We start from the raw sequence: 16,606 nt of genomic DNA on the forward strand, positions 1-16,606 counted from the left end.
CGGCGGCGCGCTGGCGGTCGCCGAGGGCGACGCCGTCGTGCCGGTCATCAACCGGCTGAGCGGCTTGTTCGATCATGTCGTGCTGATCCAGGACTGGCATCCGGCGGGCCACAGCTCGTTCGCCTCCAGCCATCCCGGCAAGGCGCCGTTCGAGAGCGTCACGATGCCCTACGGGCCGCAGACGCTGTGGCCGGACCATTGCATCCAGGGCACCCCCGGCGCGGCGCTGCATCCCGATCTCGCAACCGGCAAGGCGCAGCTGATCATCCGCAAGGGGTTTCGCCCGGCGATCGATTCCTACTCGGCGTTCTTCGAGAACGACAAGACGACGCCGACGGGCCTTGCGGGTTACCTGCGCGAGCGCGGCCTGAAGCGGGTGTTCCTGGTCGGGCTCGCGACCGATTTCTGCGTGCACTATTCGGCCGTGGATGCGCGCCGGCTCGGCTTTTCGGCTGTCGTGATCGACAATGCCTGCCGCGGCATCGATCTCGGCGGCTCGATGGCCGCGGCGAAGGCGCAAGGCGCGGAGGCCGGCGTCGAGCGCATCGCGGAGCTCGCGTGAGGTGAGATGGGGAGCCGTCGTCCGCGATTGCGAACGACGTCTCGTTGCGACTACGCCGCCGCGCCGATGTCCGGCTCGGCAATGGCGCCGGCGACACGGACGCGGACGCGCAGCGCGTTGCCGGGGAGATAGGCGATCGGCATGTCCTCGACGTCGACCGTCTTGAGCGTGCCGCGCTCGGCGCCGGCCTGCACCGCGCGCTCCTCAGCGATGCCGCGGGCGGCCGCGATGGCCTCGTCGCGGGTCATGTCGCGGAACACCTGGTCGGCCTCGCCGGAGACCTGGGCGATGGCCGCGCCGACCGCATTGGCGCAGTCGCCATGCGGGACGCGGACGATCTCGGAGATGCCGGCGAGCCGCTCCGGCACCAGGAAGGCGCCGCCGCCGACCGCGAGCAGCGGCACGTCGCCGGCCTCGGTCTTCATGCGGTCGATGTCGCCCTCGAGCTGGCGATGGGCGTCGACGAGCGCGGCCTCGATCAGGGCTTTCGGCAGCTGCGCGACGCGCGCGCGGTCGCCGATATCGATCAGCCCGGCCGCGACCGCGATGTCGGTCGCGGTGAGCTGGTCGCCGCCGAACACCAGCGCCTCGGATGTCAGCCGATATCCGACGCTGACCGGCCCAACGCGCACCGGCTCGCGCGCGACGTGGCTGCCGCCGCCGAGGCCGATCGACAGCAGGTCGGGCATGCGGAACAGCGTCCGCACACCGCCGACCTCGACCACGGCATTGGCCTCGCGCGGAAAGCCGTGCCGAAGCTGGCCGATGTCGGAGGTGGTGCCGCCGACGTCGACGACCATGGCGTCGTCGAGCCCGGAGAGATACGCGGCGCCGCGCATCGAATTGGTGGCGCCGGAGGCGAAGCTCATGACCGGAAACGCGGTCGCGATCTCCGCCTGCATCACGGTGCCGTCGTTCTGCGTCAGGAACAGCGGCGCATCGAGACCGGAGTCGGCAATGGCCTTGCGGAAGGCGGCGACGGTGGTGACGGCGAGGTCGTGGAGCGCCGCGTTCAGCAGCGCGGCGTTCTCGCGCTCGAGCAGGCCGATGCGGCCGAGGTCGTGCGACAGCGTGACGGCGACGTCAGGGCAGATCTCGGCGAAGATCTCCCGCGCGGTGATCTCGCAGCTCGGATCGAGCGGCGAGAACGACGAGGCGACCGCCACCGCGCGCAGGCCCCTGGCCTTGATCGCGCGCGCGGCGGCCTTCAGCCCGTCGGTGTCGAGCGGCATGAAGGGACGACCGTCATAGTCATGGCCGCCCTCCAGCATGAACGTCTCGCCGCTGACGAGGTCGGCCAGATCCGCCGGCCAGTCGCAGAACGGCGGCAGCGAGGCGGAGGCGGGCATGCCGATCCTGACGGCGCCGATCCTTTGCAGATGCCGCCGCTGCACCACCGCATTGATGAAATGCGTGGTGCCGATGACGACCGCATCGACCGGCACAGCCGCCGCGGGATTGTCGCGCAGCGCCTTCAGCGCGGCGAGGATGCCGGAGGTGACGTCGGCGGTGGTGGCGGCCTTGACCGAGTGGACGACCTTGTCGTCGGCAATCAGGACCGCGTCGGTGTTGGTGCCGCCGACGTCAATGCCAATCCGCTTCATTCACTCTGCTCCGGAGGTCGCAAACAGCGACCGGAAATCGAGGTCGTACCCGAAGGCGCGGGGGCCCACGAACTCCAGGCCGCGCGGGCTGGTCAGCACGGCGGGGGCGGGCAGGGCGATCACCGTCACGCGCTGGCCATAGCGCACGGTCTCGGTGCCGATGCCATGGCCGTTGACGCTGTCGAGCACGCAGATCAGGTCCGGCGACATCGCGATCGCCGCGTCGCCTCGCCAGGCCACGATCCACTCGTTCTGGAACGACAGCTTGAGCTGCGTGCCGCGGTCCTCGTCGCTGCCCTCGATGACGGCGCTGCCGCGGAGGAAGCCCTCGGTGGTGCGGCGTTCGACGTCGACGATCTTGCCGGTGAACAGCCGCTGGCCGCCCTCGCAGGCGAGGATCGCGGCGATCGGGTCCTGATGGCTCCTGTTGGCGGCCTCAACCGCACGGCCGATCGCAATCGCCTTGGTGGTGGTGAAATGGATGCCCCAGTCCTTGACCTCGCGCCCGGTCCGCGGCGCCTTACTGGTCGAGGCGATCGAGCCCATCTCGACGCAGATCTTGCGGCTCGCGCGCTCCATCCACTTCCACGAGGGGACCTTGGTGACGACGGCCTCGATGCCGCGCGGATCATACAGCGTGCAGGGATATGGCTTGAGGTCGCCGATCGCGACCGACGTCATCTGCGCCTCCGGAAAGGCGCGGCCCATGCAGTCGGCATCGACGACGGGAATGTTCAGATGCGCCGCCGCCATCAGCGCCTGCATGCCATTGCCGCCGCCGATCTCGACCGACATGACCGCGCGGAAGGTGATGCCGTTGATCTCCTCCTGCATCCGCACCGCGCGCGCGATGCTGCGGCTATCGGCAAGGCGCTCCTGGCCCACCAGCGGCGCGCCCATGTTCGAGACGACAGCCACCCAGTCGTCGTCGGCAAGGTCGAGCGGCGACATCATCTGCACGCGATGTCCCTCGGCATACAGCCGCCGCAGGTTGAGCAGGCCGAGATAGGGGCTGCCGCCGCCACCGGTGCCGAGGATCCAGGCGCCGACCGCGAGCGCCTCGATGTCGTCAAGGCTGATCGTCGTCATGTCGGCCGTGCTCACCGTCGCTCTCCGCCACCGGTGAGTTGCGCGCAAGGTCGCTGCAAGAAGGAAACAACAAGCTTCAAAACATCAATCCTCGAGTATGACGAGATCGGCCGGACGCCAGCCCAGCGTGACCGCCTGGCCGGGTGCATGGAGCGGTCCGGCCCCGGAATTCGGCTGCTGCGCCAGCAGGCGCTGACCGCCGTCGAGCACGATGCGATAGAGCACGGCGCCGCCCAGAAAGTTGGTGCTCTCGACCTTGCCGCTCGCCGACATCCCGATGCTCCGGGCATCGGACGTTGCGCCCGCCGACACCGTGATCTTTTCGGGCCGCAGGGCAACCGAAATCGCCTCGCTATCGGCGGTCGCGACCATGCGCGGCAGCGCCAGCACGAGACCGTGGCCGACGGCAATGCCGGAGCCATGATCCAACGCCACCCGCTGGCCGCGGAAGATGTTGGTGTCGCCGATGAAGTCCGCGACGAAGCGCGTGCGCGGCTGGTCGTAGATTTCCACCGGCGTGCCGATCTGCTCGACGCGGCCGGCATTCATGACCGCGATGCGGTCCGACATCGCGAGCGCCTCTTCCTGGTCGTGGGTGACGAACACCAGCGTCAAGCCGAGGTTCTTCTGCAACTGCTTGAGCTCGAACTGCATCTGCTGGCGCAGCTTCTTGTCGAGCGCGCCGAGCGGCTCGTCGCACAGCAGGACGCGCGGCGAGATCACGATGGCGCGCGCCAGCGCGACGCGCTGCTGCTGGCCGCCGGAGAGCTGCGCCGGCTTGCGATCCTCCATGCCGGACAGCTCGACCATCGCCAGCGCCGCCTTCACCTTGGCCGCGATCGTGGCCTTGTCGATCTTGCGCATGCGCAGGCCGAAGGCGACGTTCTCGGCGACGGTCCGGTGCGGAAACAGCGCGTAGTTCTGGAACACCATCGCCATGTCGCGCTTGTGCGCGGGCACATGGGTGATGTCGGCGCCGTCGAGGCGGATCTCGCCGGCGCTCGGGCTGTCGAAGCCCGCGATCATGCGCAATGTCGTGGTCTTGCCGCAGCCGGACGGGCCGAGCAGCGAAAAGAATTCGCCGGGCCTGATGTCCATCGCCACCGCATCGACGGCGCGCACGCCGCCGTCATAGATCTTGCTGACCCCGGCGATCTCGATCGCAGCGCTCATGCACGGAAGATCCGGTTGACCCGGCTGTCGATCTCGTCCTTCTGCGCGTTGTACCACTTCCAGTCGACCTGGATCAGCTTGCCGACCTTCTCCGGCGTGGTCAGAAGCTTCGCGTCATATTTGGCGTCGAGCTTCACTTTCTTGTTGGCCGGCGAGTACCACACGGCTTCCGCGAGGCGCTTTTGAACATCCGGGCGCAGCATGTAGTTGATGTAGGCGTTGCCAAGCTCCTTCACCTTGCTGCCTGGCGTGATGCTCAGCACCTGCTCGAGCGACAGCACGCCCTCGCTCGGCGTGACGAAGTCGATCGGCTGGTTCTGCCCGTCATACCGATAGATGCCGGAATCGTGGAGGATGCCGATGCCGGCCTCGCCCGACAGGATCAGCTTCTCCATCGCGCCGGTGAAATCGACCAGCTTGATCGGCTTCAGCTTCTCCAACGCCGCATAGGCGGCATCGAGATCGGTCTGGCCCTTGCCGAAGAGCGTGCCGCACATCATCACGAACGCCTGTCCCAGGCTGTTCGCGGGGATGACATAGCCGCCGCGGGCGCCGTTGAACTTCGCGTCCCAATAGTCCTTCCACGACGTGACGCTGCCATAGCCCTTGTCGGTGCGCATGCCCAGGCCGATGGCGCTGGTGAAGATGCTGACGCCGACGATCTTGTCGCTGACCGCGTAGGGGTAGACGTCGGCGATATTCGGCACCAGCTTCGGGTCGACCTTCGGCTCGACGAGGCCCATCTCGACGGCGGCCCACTGCTCGTTGGAGTTGGTGTGCAGCACGTCGTAGATCGGCGCGGAGCGCGAGCTCGCCTGCAGCTTCGGCAGGAAGGGCAGCGCAGTGTCGGTCTTGAGCTTGCACTTGAACTCGCTCTCGAAGGCCGGGCCGATCTCGGCCTTCATCACCTCGCCCCATTTGCCACCCCAGCCGGTGACGTTCAGCACCGGCTCCTCGGCGCGCGCGACATAGGGCGCCGCGATGACGCCGGCGCCGAGCGAGGCAGCCGCGGTCAACAGGCGGCGACGGCTGAGGGGGAAGCGACGCGATGATGCGGTCATGTCCGGGAGCTCCCTTACAATTTCACGTAGGACCGCAGGCCAACGGTGCGGTCGAGCGCGATGACGACGATGAAGGCGAGGAGGATCGAAATGACGGAGGCGGCGCCGATGGTGCCGTCGAGATCGAACTTGAGATAGTTGAACAGCGTGATCGGCAGGGTCTCGCTGCCCGGAGCGACCAGGAACAGCGACACCGGAAACTGGTCGAACGAGACGATGAAGGCGAAGATCGCGCCCGCCATCACGCCCGGCTTCACCAGGGGCAGGGTGACTTCAAAGAACGTCCGCGCCGGGCTCGCGCCGAGATTCTGGGCAGCTTCCTCCAGCCTGACATCGAAGTTGTGCAGCACGGCAAGCGTGGTACGGACGACATAGGGGATCGTCACCAGCGTGTGACCCGCCACCAGCCCCCACAACGGCCGGCCGACGTCGAGCAGGACGTAGGACTGGAACAGCGCCAGGCCGGTGAGGATCGCCGGCAGCATCAGGGGCGACAGCATGGTCGCCACGATCAGCCGCGAGCCCGGCAGGTTGCCGCGGGCGATGGCGAGCGCCGCCGACGCGCCGAGCACGGTGGATGCGACTGTCGTCATTGCCGCGACCTCGAGGCTGAACAACAGCGCATGCATGAAGTCGCGCGAGGCGAAGAACTTCTCGAACCAGCGCAGGGAGACGCCGACCGGCGGAAACTGGATGAACGGCGTCGGGTTGAGCGCAAAGACGATCACGATCGCAATCGGCGCCAGCAGGAAGACGAGCACGGCGACGTTCGCTGCGATGTAGAACCTGCGGCCCCACCGGACCGGGGCGGCCTTGCGACCCGGCGCCGGTGCCGCCGCGATCCCGATCGGGGCAGCCAGTGGAAGCTGCGGTCCCTTTGCAAGGCTCGTCATCCCGATCCTCATCGCAGCTCGCGCTGCCCCGACACGAGGCCAAGCACGTGATTGTAGGCGATGACCAGCGAGAGCGAAATGACGAGCAGCACCATGCCGAGGGCCGCGGCGAAGCCGACGTTGAAGTTCGCCGAGATCTGCTGATAGATCAGGATCGGCAGCGTCATGATCTGGAACCCGCCGAGCAGGATCGGCGTGACATAGGCGCTGATGGCCAGCGCGAACACCAGGAGCGAGCCGGCGAGGATGCCGGGCAGGCTCAGCGGCAGCGTCACTTCGATGAAGGCGCGCCACGGGCTGGCGCCGAGATTTTCCGCGGCCTGCTCGAGCCGTTCGTCGATGCGGCCGATCACGCCGGTCAGGGTTAGCACCATGAACGGCACGTAGATGTGGACGAGGCCGATGATGATGCCGGTCTCGTTGTACATCAGCTGCGGCGGTCTGGTGATCAGTCCGAGCGACGTCAGGATCTGGTTGATGACGCCCTTGTCCGACAGCAGCGTCATCCAGGCAAAGGTGCGCACCACGATGCCGGTCAACATCGGCGCCAGCACGGCCATCAAGAGCAGCGCGTGACCGGTACGGCTCTTGATGCGGGCCATCCAATGCGCCAGCGGATAGCCGATCAGAAGCGCCGCCAGCGTGGTCCAGAGGCCGATGCGGATCGTGGTCCAGATCACCTCGAGATAGTAGCTGTCGTTGCCCATGCGGGCGTAGTGCTTGGTCGTGAACGCGACGTTCGGCATGACCACGGGATTTCCCGTCAGCACGCTCATCACCGCCATCAGCCCGATCGGCAGGATGAAGAACAGCGCGAACAGCAGCGCGCTGGGCAGGATCAACAGCGCGAGGCTGTTGATGCGCGGCGCGCTGCCGGCTGCCATCAGGAGGCCAAGCCCGCCAGCTGCTCGATGGTCTGGCCGAGCGGATCGCCGGTCATGCGCCGCAGCTTCGCGGCCATCGCGCCGAGCTCGCGGCGGACATTGGCGCGCTCGATCTCGGTGGTGGCCTGCACGGAGTAAGAGACGGCGATGCCGATCAGCTCGCCGCTCTCGCCGCTCGCCAGCGCAAAGCCCTGTGATCCCACGCCTTCGATGGCTTCGTCGGCCGCGTCGGAGATGCCGGTGCGGCGGATCTCGTTCAGGCGCGCCATCAGCTCGGGGAAGTTCTGCGGCGAGTTGGCCGGGACCTTCGGGTAGTCGAGCGGCACCCGTGCGCGGATCTCCTGGTCGGACAGGCGCGCCAGCATGGCGCGGCCATTGGAGGTGATGATCGCGGGCGTGCGCTGGCCCGGCGGATTGACGACGCGCAGCGGATTGGAGCCGGGCACGATGCGCAGAACGACCTGCTGATAGCCGTCGAGCACGGCGATGTAGCCGGTGTGGCCGGTGCGCGCGCAGACGTCGCGCAGCTCGCGCTCGGCGGTGGCGATCAGGTCGTCGTGGGCGCGATGCAGGCGCCCGAGCTCGAAGGTGAGCAGGCCGGGCCGGTAGCGGCGGCTGTGCGGGTCCTGCTCGAGCAGGCCGCAGTCGCGCAGCGAGCGGAGCAGGCGGGAGGTCGAGCTCTTCGGCTTGCCGGTCAGGACCTGCACGTCGGCGAAGGAGAGGTCGGGGCGCGAGGTCGAAAAGCAGCGCAGGATGTCGATGGCGTTGGTCAGGGCGCTCATGATGATACCGTTTGTTCCATTCTGCGGAACGTAGTCCCGAATTCTAGAAGCGACAGGGCGTCTGCCGCAAGGCGAAATTGGGGGCAGAAGGATGCCCGCTTGCGCGTCAGGGTGGTGGTCTTGGTGCCAAAGGTAAGGGGGGCATCGTTGCGCTCAGCGTGACGTCGTCGATCGGATGCGGCCGACTGCGTCCTCGACACCGGTCCAGGCCGGTTTGTCGGGCGCAAACTGGCCGCGGAGATAGCTGACGAGCTCACCGAGCTGCGCGTCGCTCAGATGATCCTTGAAGGCCGGCATGTAGCCGAGGTCGGACGAGGCCGGCTTCATGATGCCGTGCAGGATCACCTGGATGAGATTGTCGGGAGTCGCGCTGTGCAGGTTGCTGTTCAGCGCAAGCGACGGCCGGGCGCCGAACAGCGGCAGTCCGCCGACCTCGTGGCAGACGGCGCAGGCGCCGAGATAGAGCCGCGCGGCCGGAGAGGACGCGGACGTGACCCTGGTGCGCGCTTCGAGGTCGGAGGCCAGGGCCTCGAGCTTCGCCGGTTCGGGCGAGGGCGCCTGGAAGGATGCGAGATAAGTCGCCATCGCGCGAATATCCGCATCTGCGAGCGTCGCGAGATCCTTGACGATCGGCGCCATCGGTCCGGCGGCCACGCCGTGGAAGCGCGACTGGCCAGTTCGTAGATACGTATAGAGTTCGTCCTCGCTCCACGGAATCGGCGCGGCCGACAATGAGGTCAACGCGGGCGCCTCCCAGCCGTCGGCAAATCCGCCGGCGAGGTAGGCATCGCGTTGCTCGGCGCCAAATGCATTTCGCGGCGAGTGACAGGCGCTGCAATGACCGAGGCTTTCGACGAGATAGAAGCCGCGATTCCATTGCTCCGACTTGGTCGGATCGGGTTTGAACGGCTGCGTGCTGTGGAACAGTGCATTCCACCCGGCGACCAGCGGCCGAAGGTTGAACGGGAAGCGCAGGGCGTTGTCGGGCGCCTGCTGCCGAACCGGCGCCTGCGCCATCAGGTAGGCGTACAGCGCCTGCAGGTCGGCGTCGCTGCTGCGCGCGAAATGCGTGTAGGGGAAGGCGGGGTAGAGCTGGCGGCCGTCGCGATGCACGCCCTCGCGCATCGCGCGCTCGAAGGCGGGATAGGACCACGCGCCGATGCCGGTTTCGACGTCGGGCGTGATGTTGGTGCTGAAGAGCGTGCCGAACGGCGTGTCCAGCGCGCGGCCGCCGGCATTGATCAGGCCGCCGTCCGCTGTATGACACACGGCGCAATTGCCGAGCGCTGCGAGCGCCTCGCCGCGTGCAATCGTCGCCGCTGAATAGACGGAAGGATCGGGGCGTGTAATCGGCGCGATGGCGCGCCACGGCAGCACGGCGGTTGCGACGCCGATGGCGGCGGCGCAGGCCGCGACGGCGCTCGCGACGAGGCCGCCGCGTTTGGCGAAGGGCTTGAGCCACGTCGCCGCGGGCTTGTCCGGTGCGGGAAGGCGCTGCGGCTTGGCGGGCTCGACCTGGTTGCCGCGCAGCCCCTGCAGGATGCGCTCCGGTGTGAACGGCGGCTCGCGGAAGCGCACGCCGGTGGCGTCGTAGATCGCGTTGGCGATCGCGGCTGCGCTCGGTACGGAGGCGGATTCACCGACGCCGAGCGGCGGCTGATCCGGACGCGGCAGCATCAGCACGTCGATCTCTGGCACGTCAGGGAAAGCAATGATCGGGTAGGCGCCCCATTCGCGCGCCGCGACTTTGCCGCGGGCGAACGGGACCTCCTCCATCAGCGCCCGGCTGGTCGACTGGATGACATTGCCTTCGATCTGGTGGCGGACGCCGTCCGGATTGATCATCAGTCCGGAGTCCTGGCCCGCGATCACGCGGGTGACGCTGACGTCGCCGGTCGTGGTGTTGACGGCGACATCGGCGATCCAAGCCGACCACGCCGCGCCATAGCCGGGAAACTTGCTGTGCACATACAGTGCGTAGGCAAAGCCTCGGCCATGCACGACGCCATTCTCCGGCGTCTTCTCCTGCCGCACCGGGCGCGGCGTCCAGCCGGCGCGCTCGGCCACCGCATTGACGAGATCGCGCGCGCGCTCGTCCTTGAGATAGCGCAGCCGGTATTCGATGGGATCGACTTCCGCCTCGGCAGCGAGCTCGTCGATGTAGGATTCGTGCGCGAAGGTGTTTGGCAGCGCTGACACGCCGCGGATCCAGGAGGCGCGGACGATCGGCGGCATGTCATGCGCCGTCACGCGCATGTGGTCGTAGTCGTAAGGCGGAATCGCGGTGCGGTCGCCCATCTCGAACACGGCTGGCTCCGGCGCGATGCGGCCGGTCAGCAGCAGCGCCAGCGTCGGCGCGCCGTTCGAGGGATAGCGCGTGGCGAACTCATAGGCCGCGACGGAGCCGTCGGCATTGAGGCCGCCATTGACGTCCATCAGCTGCGCGGTGCCCTTGGGTTCCCATACATGCTCCTGTTCGCGCGTCAGCTGCACGCGCACCGGACGGCCGACCGCGCGGGACAGCAAGAGCGCATCGGCGGTGACGTCGTCGGCGCAGTTGCGGCCGTAGCAGCCGGCCGCCTCGAGCCGGATCAGTTCGATTTTGTGCTCGGGGCAGTCGATCAGCCTGGCGAGATCGGCGCGTAAGATGTGCGGGTTCTGCGTGCCGGAATAGATGCGGATGTGGCCGTCGCAAACATCGGCGACCGCGCAGGACGGCCCGATCGAGCCGTGCATCTGATAAGGCCAGACATAGGTCCGCCGCATCGGCTTGGCGGCCCCTTCGATGGCCGCATCGACATCGCCCTTGTCCAGCAGCCGGCGCGCCTCGGACGGATTGGCGCGCAGCGCATTCTCGATATCGTCGAGATCGCGCAAGGTCGGCACCGGCTTCCAGTTCACCTGGAGCCGCTCGGCGGCGAGGATGGCCTGCTCCTCGCGCTCTGCGACGACGCCGATGAAGTCGCCGATCACGACGACCTCGATCAGGCCGGGCACGTCGCGCACCGAGTCGCTGTCGACCCCGATCAGGCTGGTGCCGATGAACGGCCCGGCATCGACGCCGACATAGGGCGGCCGGATGACGCGGCCATGCAGCATGCCGGGAACGCGCACGTCGTGCACGTAGGTCAGCTCGCCCGTCGCCTTTGCCGGCAGGTCGACGCGCGGCACCGAGCGGCCGACGAGCTGATAGTTGTCCGCCGACTTGACGGCAATGTCTTCGGCAAGCTCGAGGCGGACCGTGTCGTCGCCGATCAGCTCGCCATAGCTGAGTACGCGATTGTCGGGACCCCGGGCCAGCCCGTCCTCGATCGTCAGATCGTTCTCGGAGAGACCGAGCTGCGCCGCCGCGCGCGCGAGCAGGAACGCGCGGGCTTGCGCCGCGGCCTTGCGCAGCGGCACGGCGGTGATCTGGATGGTCTCGCTGGCGATGGTTGCGCCCTGGTTGGGAACCACGGCGGTGTCGCCGAGCACCACCACGACGCGGGCAAAGGAGACGTCGAGCTCTTCCGCGACGATCTGTCCCAGGGCGGTGCGGATGCCAGTGCCGAGATCGACATGACCGTTGAAGGCGGCGACCTCGCCGGACGCAGTGATTCTGATGAACGTGTCCGAGGAACCGTCGGCCATGCTGCGCTCGACGGTCAGCACGCCGTGCAGATGATCAGCCGCCGTCGTGACGCTCTCGGTCATCAGTCGAGCGCCTCGAGCGTGTGTCCGGCCGCGCGCATCACGGCCCGCAGGATCTCGACATGGGCGCCGCAGCGGCAGAGATTGTAGCGCAGCGCCTGCTTGATCTCGTCGAGCGACGGATCCGGCTTGATCGCCAGCAGCGCCTTGGTCGTCATGATCATGCCGTTGAGGCAATAGCCGCATTGCGCGGCCTGCTCGGTGATGAAGGCCTGCTGCACCGGATCCGGCGTCTCGCGCGACCCGAGTCCTTCGAGCGTGACGACGGCGCGGCCGACGCAACCTTCGATCGGAACGACGCAGGCGCGGGCGGCGCGGCCGTCGATCAGCACGGTGCAGGCGCCGCATTCGCCGAGGCCGCAACCGTATTTCGGGCCGTTCAGGGCGAGGTCGTTGCGCAGCACGTGGAGCAGCGGCGTGTCCGGCGCCGCCGCGACGTCATGCGTCCGTCCGTTCACGGTCAGCCGAATCGATGCTGGCGTCATGCCTTTCCAGTGCCTGGTGTGATATCGTTAACGGGGGATGCGACGGTCGTCCCGAACGTATCGTTTGTGTACTAACATGCAAGTACCGCGTTTCGCGCTGCAGCGTATGCACGATTTGTCGTCATTGTGCAGGGCAAACTGATCGATTATCCGGCAAAGGCGCTTTTCGGTCGCAGCGGCGCTTGACAGTCGGCGGACGGGCGCGACATCATTCGTATACGAACGAATTCGGTCCGCGCCGGCGCGCCGCCGGTGCCTCCGCTTCAAGATGGGCTTCTCTGCATGGTGACTGAGACGGCGAGCGACGGTGCGGGGGACAAGATCCGCTGCGATGCCTGCCCGGTGATGTGCTACATCAAGCCGGGCGCAGCCGGCGCCTGCGATCGCTACGCCAATCAGGACGGTGTGCTGGTGCGTGTCGATCCGCACATCCTGCTGGAGCGGACGGTGTCGCATGGCGGCAAGCTGGTGCCGTTCCAGGCCAGCGGCGACTGGGACGGCAAGATCGTGCATCAGCCGGAGCTGTTCGTCACCGCGATCGGCGCGGGCACCACCTATCCCGACTACAAGCCGGCCCCGTTCATCGTGTCGTCGCAGGTCGAGGGCGTCGACATGGTCACGGTCGTGACCGAGGGCATCTTCAGCTATTGCGGCGTCAAGGTGAAGATCGACACCGACCGCTATCTCGGGCCGGAGGCGGCGACCGTGCGCGTCGATGGCGAGGCGGTCGGCCACGTCACCACCAGCGAATACGGCTCGCAGATGCTGTCGCTCGGTGGCGTGCATCATCTCACCGGCGGCTCGAAGAAGGAAGGGCGCGTCACCTGCGACGCGCTGATGGACCTCAGCAACCGCAAGGCGGTCGAGCTCACCATAGACGGCGGCGCCAGCGTGATCGTGCAGGCGGGGCAGCCTCCGATCGTCAATGGCGTGAAGGAAGAGCGCATGCGCGTCGGCTGCGGCTCGGCGACGATCGGCATGTTCGCCAAGCAGTGGCAGGGCAAGGTCGACGAGGTCGTCGTGGTCGACGACCACATCACCGGTGTGCTGTCGGAGCACCAGGCCGGCAAGCTGCTCGACATCCCCGCCACGGGAATCAAGATGAAGGGCCGCCGCTCGACGCCCGGCCGCTACTTCCAGGTCGCACAGCCCGGCACCGGCTGGGGCGGCACCGACATCTCCGATCCGCTCGCGATCCTCGGGCCATTCGACCCGAAGACGGCGAAACCGGGAACGACGTTGCTGATGGTCTCGACGACCGGCGAGCATGCCGGTTACTACGTGCTCGATGATGCCCTGAAGCCGGTCCAGCGCGACATGCCGCCGGAGCTGCAGTTCTCGGTCGAGCGCATCCAGGAGAATTGCGAGCCGGCGCTGTGCACCGTGCTGTTCATGGCGGGCGCCGGCGGCTCGCTGCGCGCCGGCGTCACCGACAATCCGGTGCGGCTGACGCGCTCGGTCAAGGACGCGCTGACCCGCGTCACCTCGGGCGGCGCGCCGGTTTATGTCTGGCCGGGCGGCGGTATCACCTACATGGTCGACGTGACGCAGATGCCGGCCGGTGCCTTCGGTTATGTGCCGACGCCGGCACTGGTGGCGCCGATCGAGTTCACCATGAAGCTTTCCGACTATGAGGCGCTGGGCGGCCACATGGACTATGTTCAGCCGCTCGCCTCGCTCAAGGATGTCAGCAAGGATATCCGCCAGCTGCCGTGGCCGGGGCAGGGCGCATGAGCCGCCAGCCCCAGATCGCGCTGTTGCCGGACCGGCGGCTGCATCTGCAGGACGGGCCGATCGACCTGATCATCGGCGCCGACGGCGCGGAGGCCGATATTCGCGCGGCCTATCGTGCTGCTGCGGAGCGCTTCACGGGGCTGCTCGATGCGCTCTGCGCCGAGCTGGCGGAGCTGCGCAAGGCGGCAGACCCCGATCGCTGCTTGCTGACCGAAGTCGTTGCCCAACGGATGCATGCGGCCGTGGCGCCGTTCGCGGCACAGATGTTCATCACGCCGATGGCGGCGGTGGCCGGCGCCGTGGCCGAGGAGATTCTCGCCGCGATGACGCGTACGGCACGGTTGACGCGCGTCTATGTCAACAATGGCGGCGATATCGCGCTCCATCTGCGCGACGCCGCGACGTTCAGCGTCGGACTGATGGACCGGCCGGATCGCGCCGGCGTGATGCGCCGGATGACGCTGCGCGCAAGCGACGGCATCGGCGGCGTCGCCACCTCCGGCCGTCATGGCCGCAGCTTCTCGCTCGGCATCGCTGATGCCGTGACCGTGCTCGCGCGCAGCGCCGCGCAGGCCGATGCGGCCGCGACCGTGATCGGCAACGCGGTCGATCTGCCCGGTCATCCGGCCGTGGTCCGCCGCCCCGCCTGTGAGCTGCAGCCCGACAGCGATCTCGGGCATCGGCTGGTCACGCGCGAGGTCGGCGAATTGAGCGATGCCGACATTGCAGCCGCACTCGCCGCAGGTGAGCAAACGGCGCAGGGCCTGCTGGCGGCTGGCCTGATCGAAGGCGCCGTGCTGCAGCTCGCTGGGTCCCTGCGCGTGCTCGGCGCGCGCCCGATCGAGATCGTCCGTCCGCCGCTGTTGCGGCCGGCCGCCGCGTGAGGTTTGATGCATGATGGGCTGGAACATGAGGAACTGCCGACGATGAGCGCCGTCATCCGCAAGATCGTGACCGTGGTCGAGGAAGTTCATCAGGAGATGGGCAAGGCCGTCTCGCCGCCGACGCGGCGCGCCGCGGCGATCGCCGTCATCGAGAATCCGTTCGCCGGACGCTATGTCGAGGACCTCGCGCCGCTGATCGCGATCGGCGAGGAGCTCGGCGACATGCTGGCCAAGCGCGCGGTCGCCGCGCTCGGTATCGATGGGCCGGCGGCGCACAGCTACGGCAAGGCCGCGGCCGTCGGCAGCGACGGCGAGCTTGAGCATGCCGCAGCGATCCTGCATCCGAAGATGGGCGCACCGGTGCGCAAGGTGCTCGGCAAGGGCGCGGCATTGATCCCGTCGTCGAAGAAGCGCGGCGGCGTCGGCTGTACGCTCGACATTCCGCTCGGGCATAAGGACGCCGCCTTCGTACGCAGCCATTTCGACGGCATGGAGGTGCAGATCAACGATGCGCCGCGCGCGGGCGAGATCATGGTCGCGCTCGCCGTCACCGACAGCGGGCGTCCCTTGCCGAGGGTCGGCGGGCTCACGGTCGCCGAGATCAAGGGCGACGACGGTCTACGATAGTTCAAATCACATTGGAGGCTAAGGGAATGCAACGGAGAACGATGCTTGCGGCAGGCCTGGGCCTTGCCGTGGCCGGACTGATGGGCACGGCGCGCGCCGAGGACGTCATCAAGATCGGCGAGATCAACAGCTACTCGCTGCTGCCGGCGTTCACCGAGCCCTACCGCAAGGGCTGGCAGCTCGCAGTCGAGGAGGTCAATGCGGCCGGCGGCATCAACGGCAAGAAGCTCGTCGTCGTCTCCAAGGACGATAGCGGCAAGCCGGCCGATGCGCAGACCGCCGCCAATGAGCTGGTGTCGAGCGAGAACGTCGCCATGCTCGCCGGCACGTTCCTGTCGAACATCGGCCTGGCCGTCAGCGACTTCGCCAATCAGAAGAAAGTATTCTTCCTGGCGGCCGAGCCGCTGACCGACGCCATCACCTGGTCGAAGGGCAACAAATACACCTTCCGCCTGCGCCCGTCGAACTACATGCAGGCCGCGATGCTGGTAGAGGAGGCCGCCAAGCTGCCGGCCAAGCGCTGGGCCACGATCGCGCCGAACTACGAATACGGCCAGTCGGCTGTCGCCGTGTTCAAGAAGCTGTTGTCGGAGAAGCGCCCCGACATCCAGTGGGTCGACGAACAGTGGCCGCCGCAGGGCAAGATCGATGCGGGCCCGGTGGTGCAGGCCGTCGCCGCCGCCAACCCCGAGGCGATCCTCAACGTCACCTTCGGCGCCGACCTCGTCAAGCTGGTTCGCGAGGGTAACACCCGCGGCCTGTTCAAGGATCGCAAGGTCGTCAGCTTCCTGACCGGCGAGCCGGAATATCTCGATCCGCTCAAGGAGGAGACGCCGGAGGGCTGGATCGTCACCGGCTATCCCTGGTACTCGATCAAGACGCCCGAGCATGACGCGTTCCTGAAAGCGTATCAGGCCAAGTACAATGATTATCCGCGTCTCGGCTCCATCGTCGGCTACCAGACCATCAAGTCGGCCGCCGCCATCCTCGCCAAGGCCGGCTCGACCGATACCGACAAGCTGATCGCCGCCGCCGAAGGCCTCTCCGTGCCGTCGCCATTCGGTGAGATCACCTTCCGCAAGATCGATCACCAGTCGACCCTCGGGGCTTACGTCGGCAAGACCGCGCTGAAGGACGG

At 67.5% G+C, this 16,606-nt stretch carries 14 protein-coding genes; 5 read left to right on the forward strand and 9 right to left on the reverse strand.

From position 1 onward, the window contains the following. On the forward strand, positions 1-562 hold a 562-nt coding region (gene pncA / locus BRAS3809_RS16190), incomplete at its 5' end, for a bifunctional nicotinamidase/pyrazinamidase (protein ID WP_035656448.1). A gap of 50 nt (positions 563-612) precedes the next feature. On the opposite strand, the gene BRAS3809_RS16195 is transcribed toward pncA, so the two are convergent. The 9 genes from BRAS3809_RS16195 to BRAS3809_RS16235 all read right to left on the reverse strand — a co-directional run bounded on the left by BRAS3809_RS16195 (position 613) and on the right by BRAS3809_RS16235 (position 12,223). Then, the gene (locus tag BRAS3809_RS16195) at positions 613-2,166 is read right to left on the reverse strand and encodes a hydantoinase/oxoprolinase N-terminal domain-containing protein (RefSeq protein ID WP_008963191.1); all 1,554 of its coding nucleotides are present in this window, start codon (positions 2,164-2,166) and stop codon (positions 613-615) included. Continuing rightward, the gene (locus BRAS3809_RS16200; RefSeq protein WP_502685670.1) at positions 2,167-3,255 is read right to left on the reverse strand and encodes an S-methyl thiohydantoin desulfurase family protein; all 1,089 of its coding nucleotides are present in this window, start codon (positions 3,253-3,255) and stop codon (positions 2,167-2,169) included. Between the two features lie 84 nt (positions 3,256-3,339). Further along, on the reverse strand, positions 3,340-4,428 hold the full coding sequence (locus tag BRAS3809_RS16205) for an ABC transporter ATP-binding protein (RefSeq protein ID WP_008963193.1): 1,089 nt from the start codon (positions 4,426-4,428) through the stop codon (positions 3,340-3,342). Next, positions 4,425-5,489: an extracellular solute-binding protein gene (locus BRAS3809_RS16210; RefSeq protein ID WP_008963194.1), complete on the reverse strand. Its 1,065-nt coding sequence runs from the start codon at positions 5,487-5,489 to the stop codon at positions 4,425-4,427. The genes BRAS3809_RS16205 and BRAS3809_RS16210 overlap by 4 nt, the downstream gene beginning before the upstream one ends. Before the next feature lie 14 nt (positions 5,490-5,503). After that, entirely contained in the window at positions 5,504-6,382 is an 879-nt protein-coding gene (locus BRAS3809_RS16215) for an ABC transporter permease (protein WP_035656450.1), read from the reverse strand. An 8-nt stretch (positions 6,383-6,390) separates the two neighbouring features. After that, a complete protein-coding gene (locus BRAS3809_RS16220; RefSeq protein ID WP_008963196.1) occupies positions 6,391-7,266 on the reverse strand; it encodes an ABC transporter permease in 876 nt (291 codons plus the stop codon). Further along, entirely contained in the window at positions 7,266-8,048 is a 783-nt protein-coding gene (locus BRAS3809_RS16225; RefSeq protein WP_008963197.1) for an IclR family transcriptional regulator, read from the reverse strand. Before BRAS3809_RS16225 ends, BRAS3809_RS16220 begins: the two co-directional genes overlap by 1 nt. Before the next feature lie 153 nt (positions 8,049-8,201). Then, positions 8,202-11,741: a molybdopterin cofactor-binding domain-containing protein gene (locus BRAS3809_RS16230; protein WP_008963198.1), complete on the reverse strand. Its 3,540-nt coding sequence runs from the start codon at positions 11,739-11,741 to the stop codon at positions 8,202-8,204. Next, positions 11,741-12,223, reverse strand: coding sequence for a (2Fe-2S)-binding protein (locus BRAS3809_RS16235; protein WP_008963199.1), 483 nt, complete (start codon positions 12,221-12,223; stop codon positions 11,741-11,743). The genes BRAS3809_RS16230 and BRAS3809_RS16235 overlap by 1 nt, the downstream gene beginning before the upstream one ends. A 282-nt stretch (positions 12,224-12,505) precedes the next feature. Between BRAS3809_RS16235 and BRAS3809_RS16240 the strand changes: the two genes are divergently transcribed. The 4 genes from BRAS3809_RS16240 to BRAS3809_RS16255 form a co-directional block, all read left to right on the forward strand. Beyond that, positions 12,506-13,957 (forward strand): 6-hydroxynicotinate reductase, encoded by a 1,452-nt coding sequence (locus tag BRAS3809_RS16240; protein WP_085963503.1) that lies wholly within the window; start codon positions 12,506-12,508, stop codon positions 13,955-13,957. Continuing rightward, entirely contained in the window at positions 13,954-14,841 is an 888-nt protein-coding gene (locus BRAS3809_RS16245; protein ID WP_008963201.1) for a UPF0280 family protein, read from the forward strand. Before BRAS3809_RS16240 ends, BRAS3809_RS16245 begins: the two co-directional genes overlap by 4 nt. A 42-nt stretch (positions 14,842-14,883) precedes the next feature. Further along, positions 14,884-15,468 (forward strand): amino acid synthesis family protein, encoded by a 585-nt coding sequence (locus tag BRAS3809_RS16250; protein WP_008963202.1) that lies wholly within the window; start codon positions 14,884-14,886, stop codon positions 15,466-15,468. A gap of 41 nt (positions 15,469-15,509) precedes the next feature. Continuing rightward, a partial coding sequence (locus BRAS3809_RS16255) for an ABC transporter substrate-binding protein (RefSeq protein ID WP_085963504.1) occupies positions 15,510-16,606 on the forward strand: 1,097 nt, incomplete at its 3' end.

The sequence above is a fragment of the Bradyrhizobium sp. STM 3809 genome (genome assembly GCF_000239795.1).
Lineage (GTDB): Bacteria > Pseudomonadota > Alphaproteobacteria > Rhizobiales > Xanthobacteraceae > Bradyrhizobium.

What these genes read in the sequence shown, in the direction of transcription:
- BRAS3809_RS16195 (WP_008963191.1), bottom strand. Translation starts at nt 2,166, where the DNA reads ATGAAGCGGATTGGCATTGACGTCGGCGGCACCAACACCGACGCGGTC.
- BRAS3809_RS16200 (WP_502685670.1), bottom strand. Translation starts at nt 3,255, where the DNA reads ATGACGACGATCAGCCTTGACGACATCGAGGCGCTCGCGGTCGGCGCC.
- BRAS3809_RS16205 (WP_008963193.1), bottom strand. Translation starts at nt 4,428, where the DNA reads ATGAGCGCTGCGATCGAGATCGCCGGGGTCAGCAAGATCTATGACGGC.
- BRAS3809_RS16210 (WP_008963194.1), bottom strand. Translation starts at nt 5,489, where the DNA reads ATGACCGCATCATCGCGTCGCTTCCCCCTCAGCCGTCGCCGCCTGTTG.
- BRAS3809_RS16215 (WP_035656450.1), bottom strand. Translation starts at nt 6,382, where the DNA reads ATGACGAGCCTTGCAAAGGGACCGCAGCTTCCACTGGCTGCCCCGATC.
- BRAS3809_RS16220 (WP_008963196.1), bottom strand. Translation starts at nt 7,266, where the DNA reads ATGGCAGCCGGCAGCGCGCCGCGCATCAACAGCCTCGCGCTGTTGATC.
- BRAS3809_RS16225 (WP_008963197.1), bottom strand. Translation starts at nt 8,048, where the DNA reads ATGAGCGCCCTGACCAACGCCATCGACATCCTGCGCTGCTTTTCGACC.
- BRAS3809_RS16230 (WP_008963198.1), bottom strand. Translation starts at nt 11,741, where the DNA reads ATGACCGAGAGCGTCACGACGGCGGCTGATCATCTGCACGGCGTGCTG.
- BRAS3809_RS16235 (WP_008963199.1), bottom strand. Translation starts at nt 12,223, where the DNA reads ATGACGCCAGCATCGATTCGGCTGACCGTGAACGGACGGACGCATGAC.
- BRAS3809_RS16240 (WP_085963503.1), top strand. Translation starts at nt 12,506, where the DNA reads ATGGTGACTGAGACGGCGAGCGACGGTGCGGGGGACAAGATCCGCTGC.
- BRAS3809_RS16245 (WP_008963201.1), top strand. Translation starts at nt 13,954, where the DNA reads ATGAGCCGCCAGCCCCAGATCGCGCTGTTGCCGGACCGGCGGCTGCAT.
- BRAS3809_RS16250 (WP_008963202.1), top strand. Translation starts at nt 14,884, where the DNA reads ATGAGCGCCGTCATCCGCAAGATCGTGACCGTGGTCGAGGAAGTTCAT.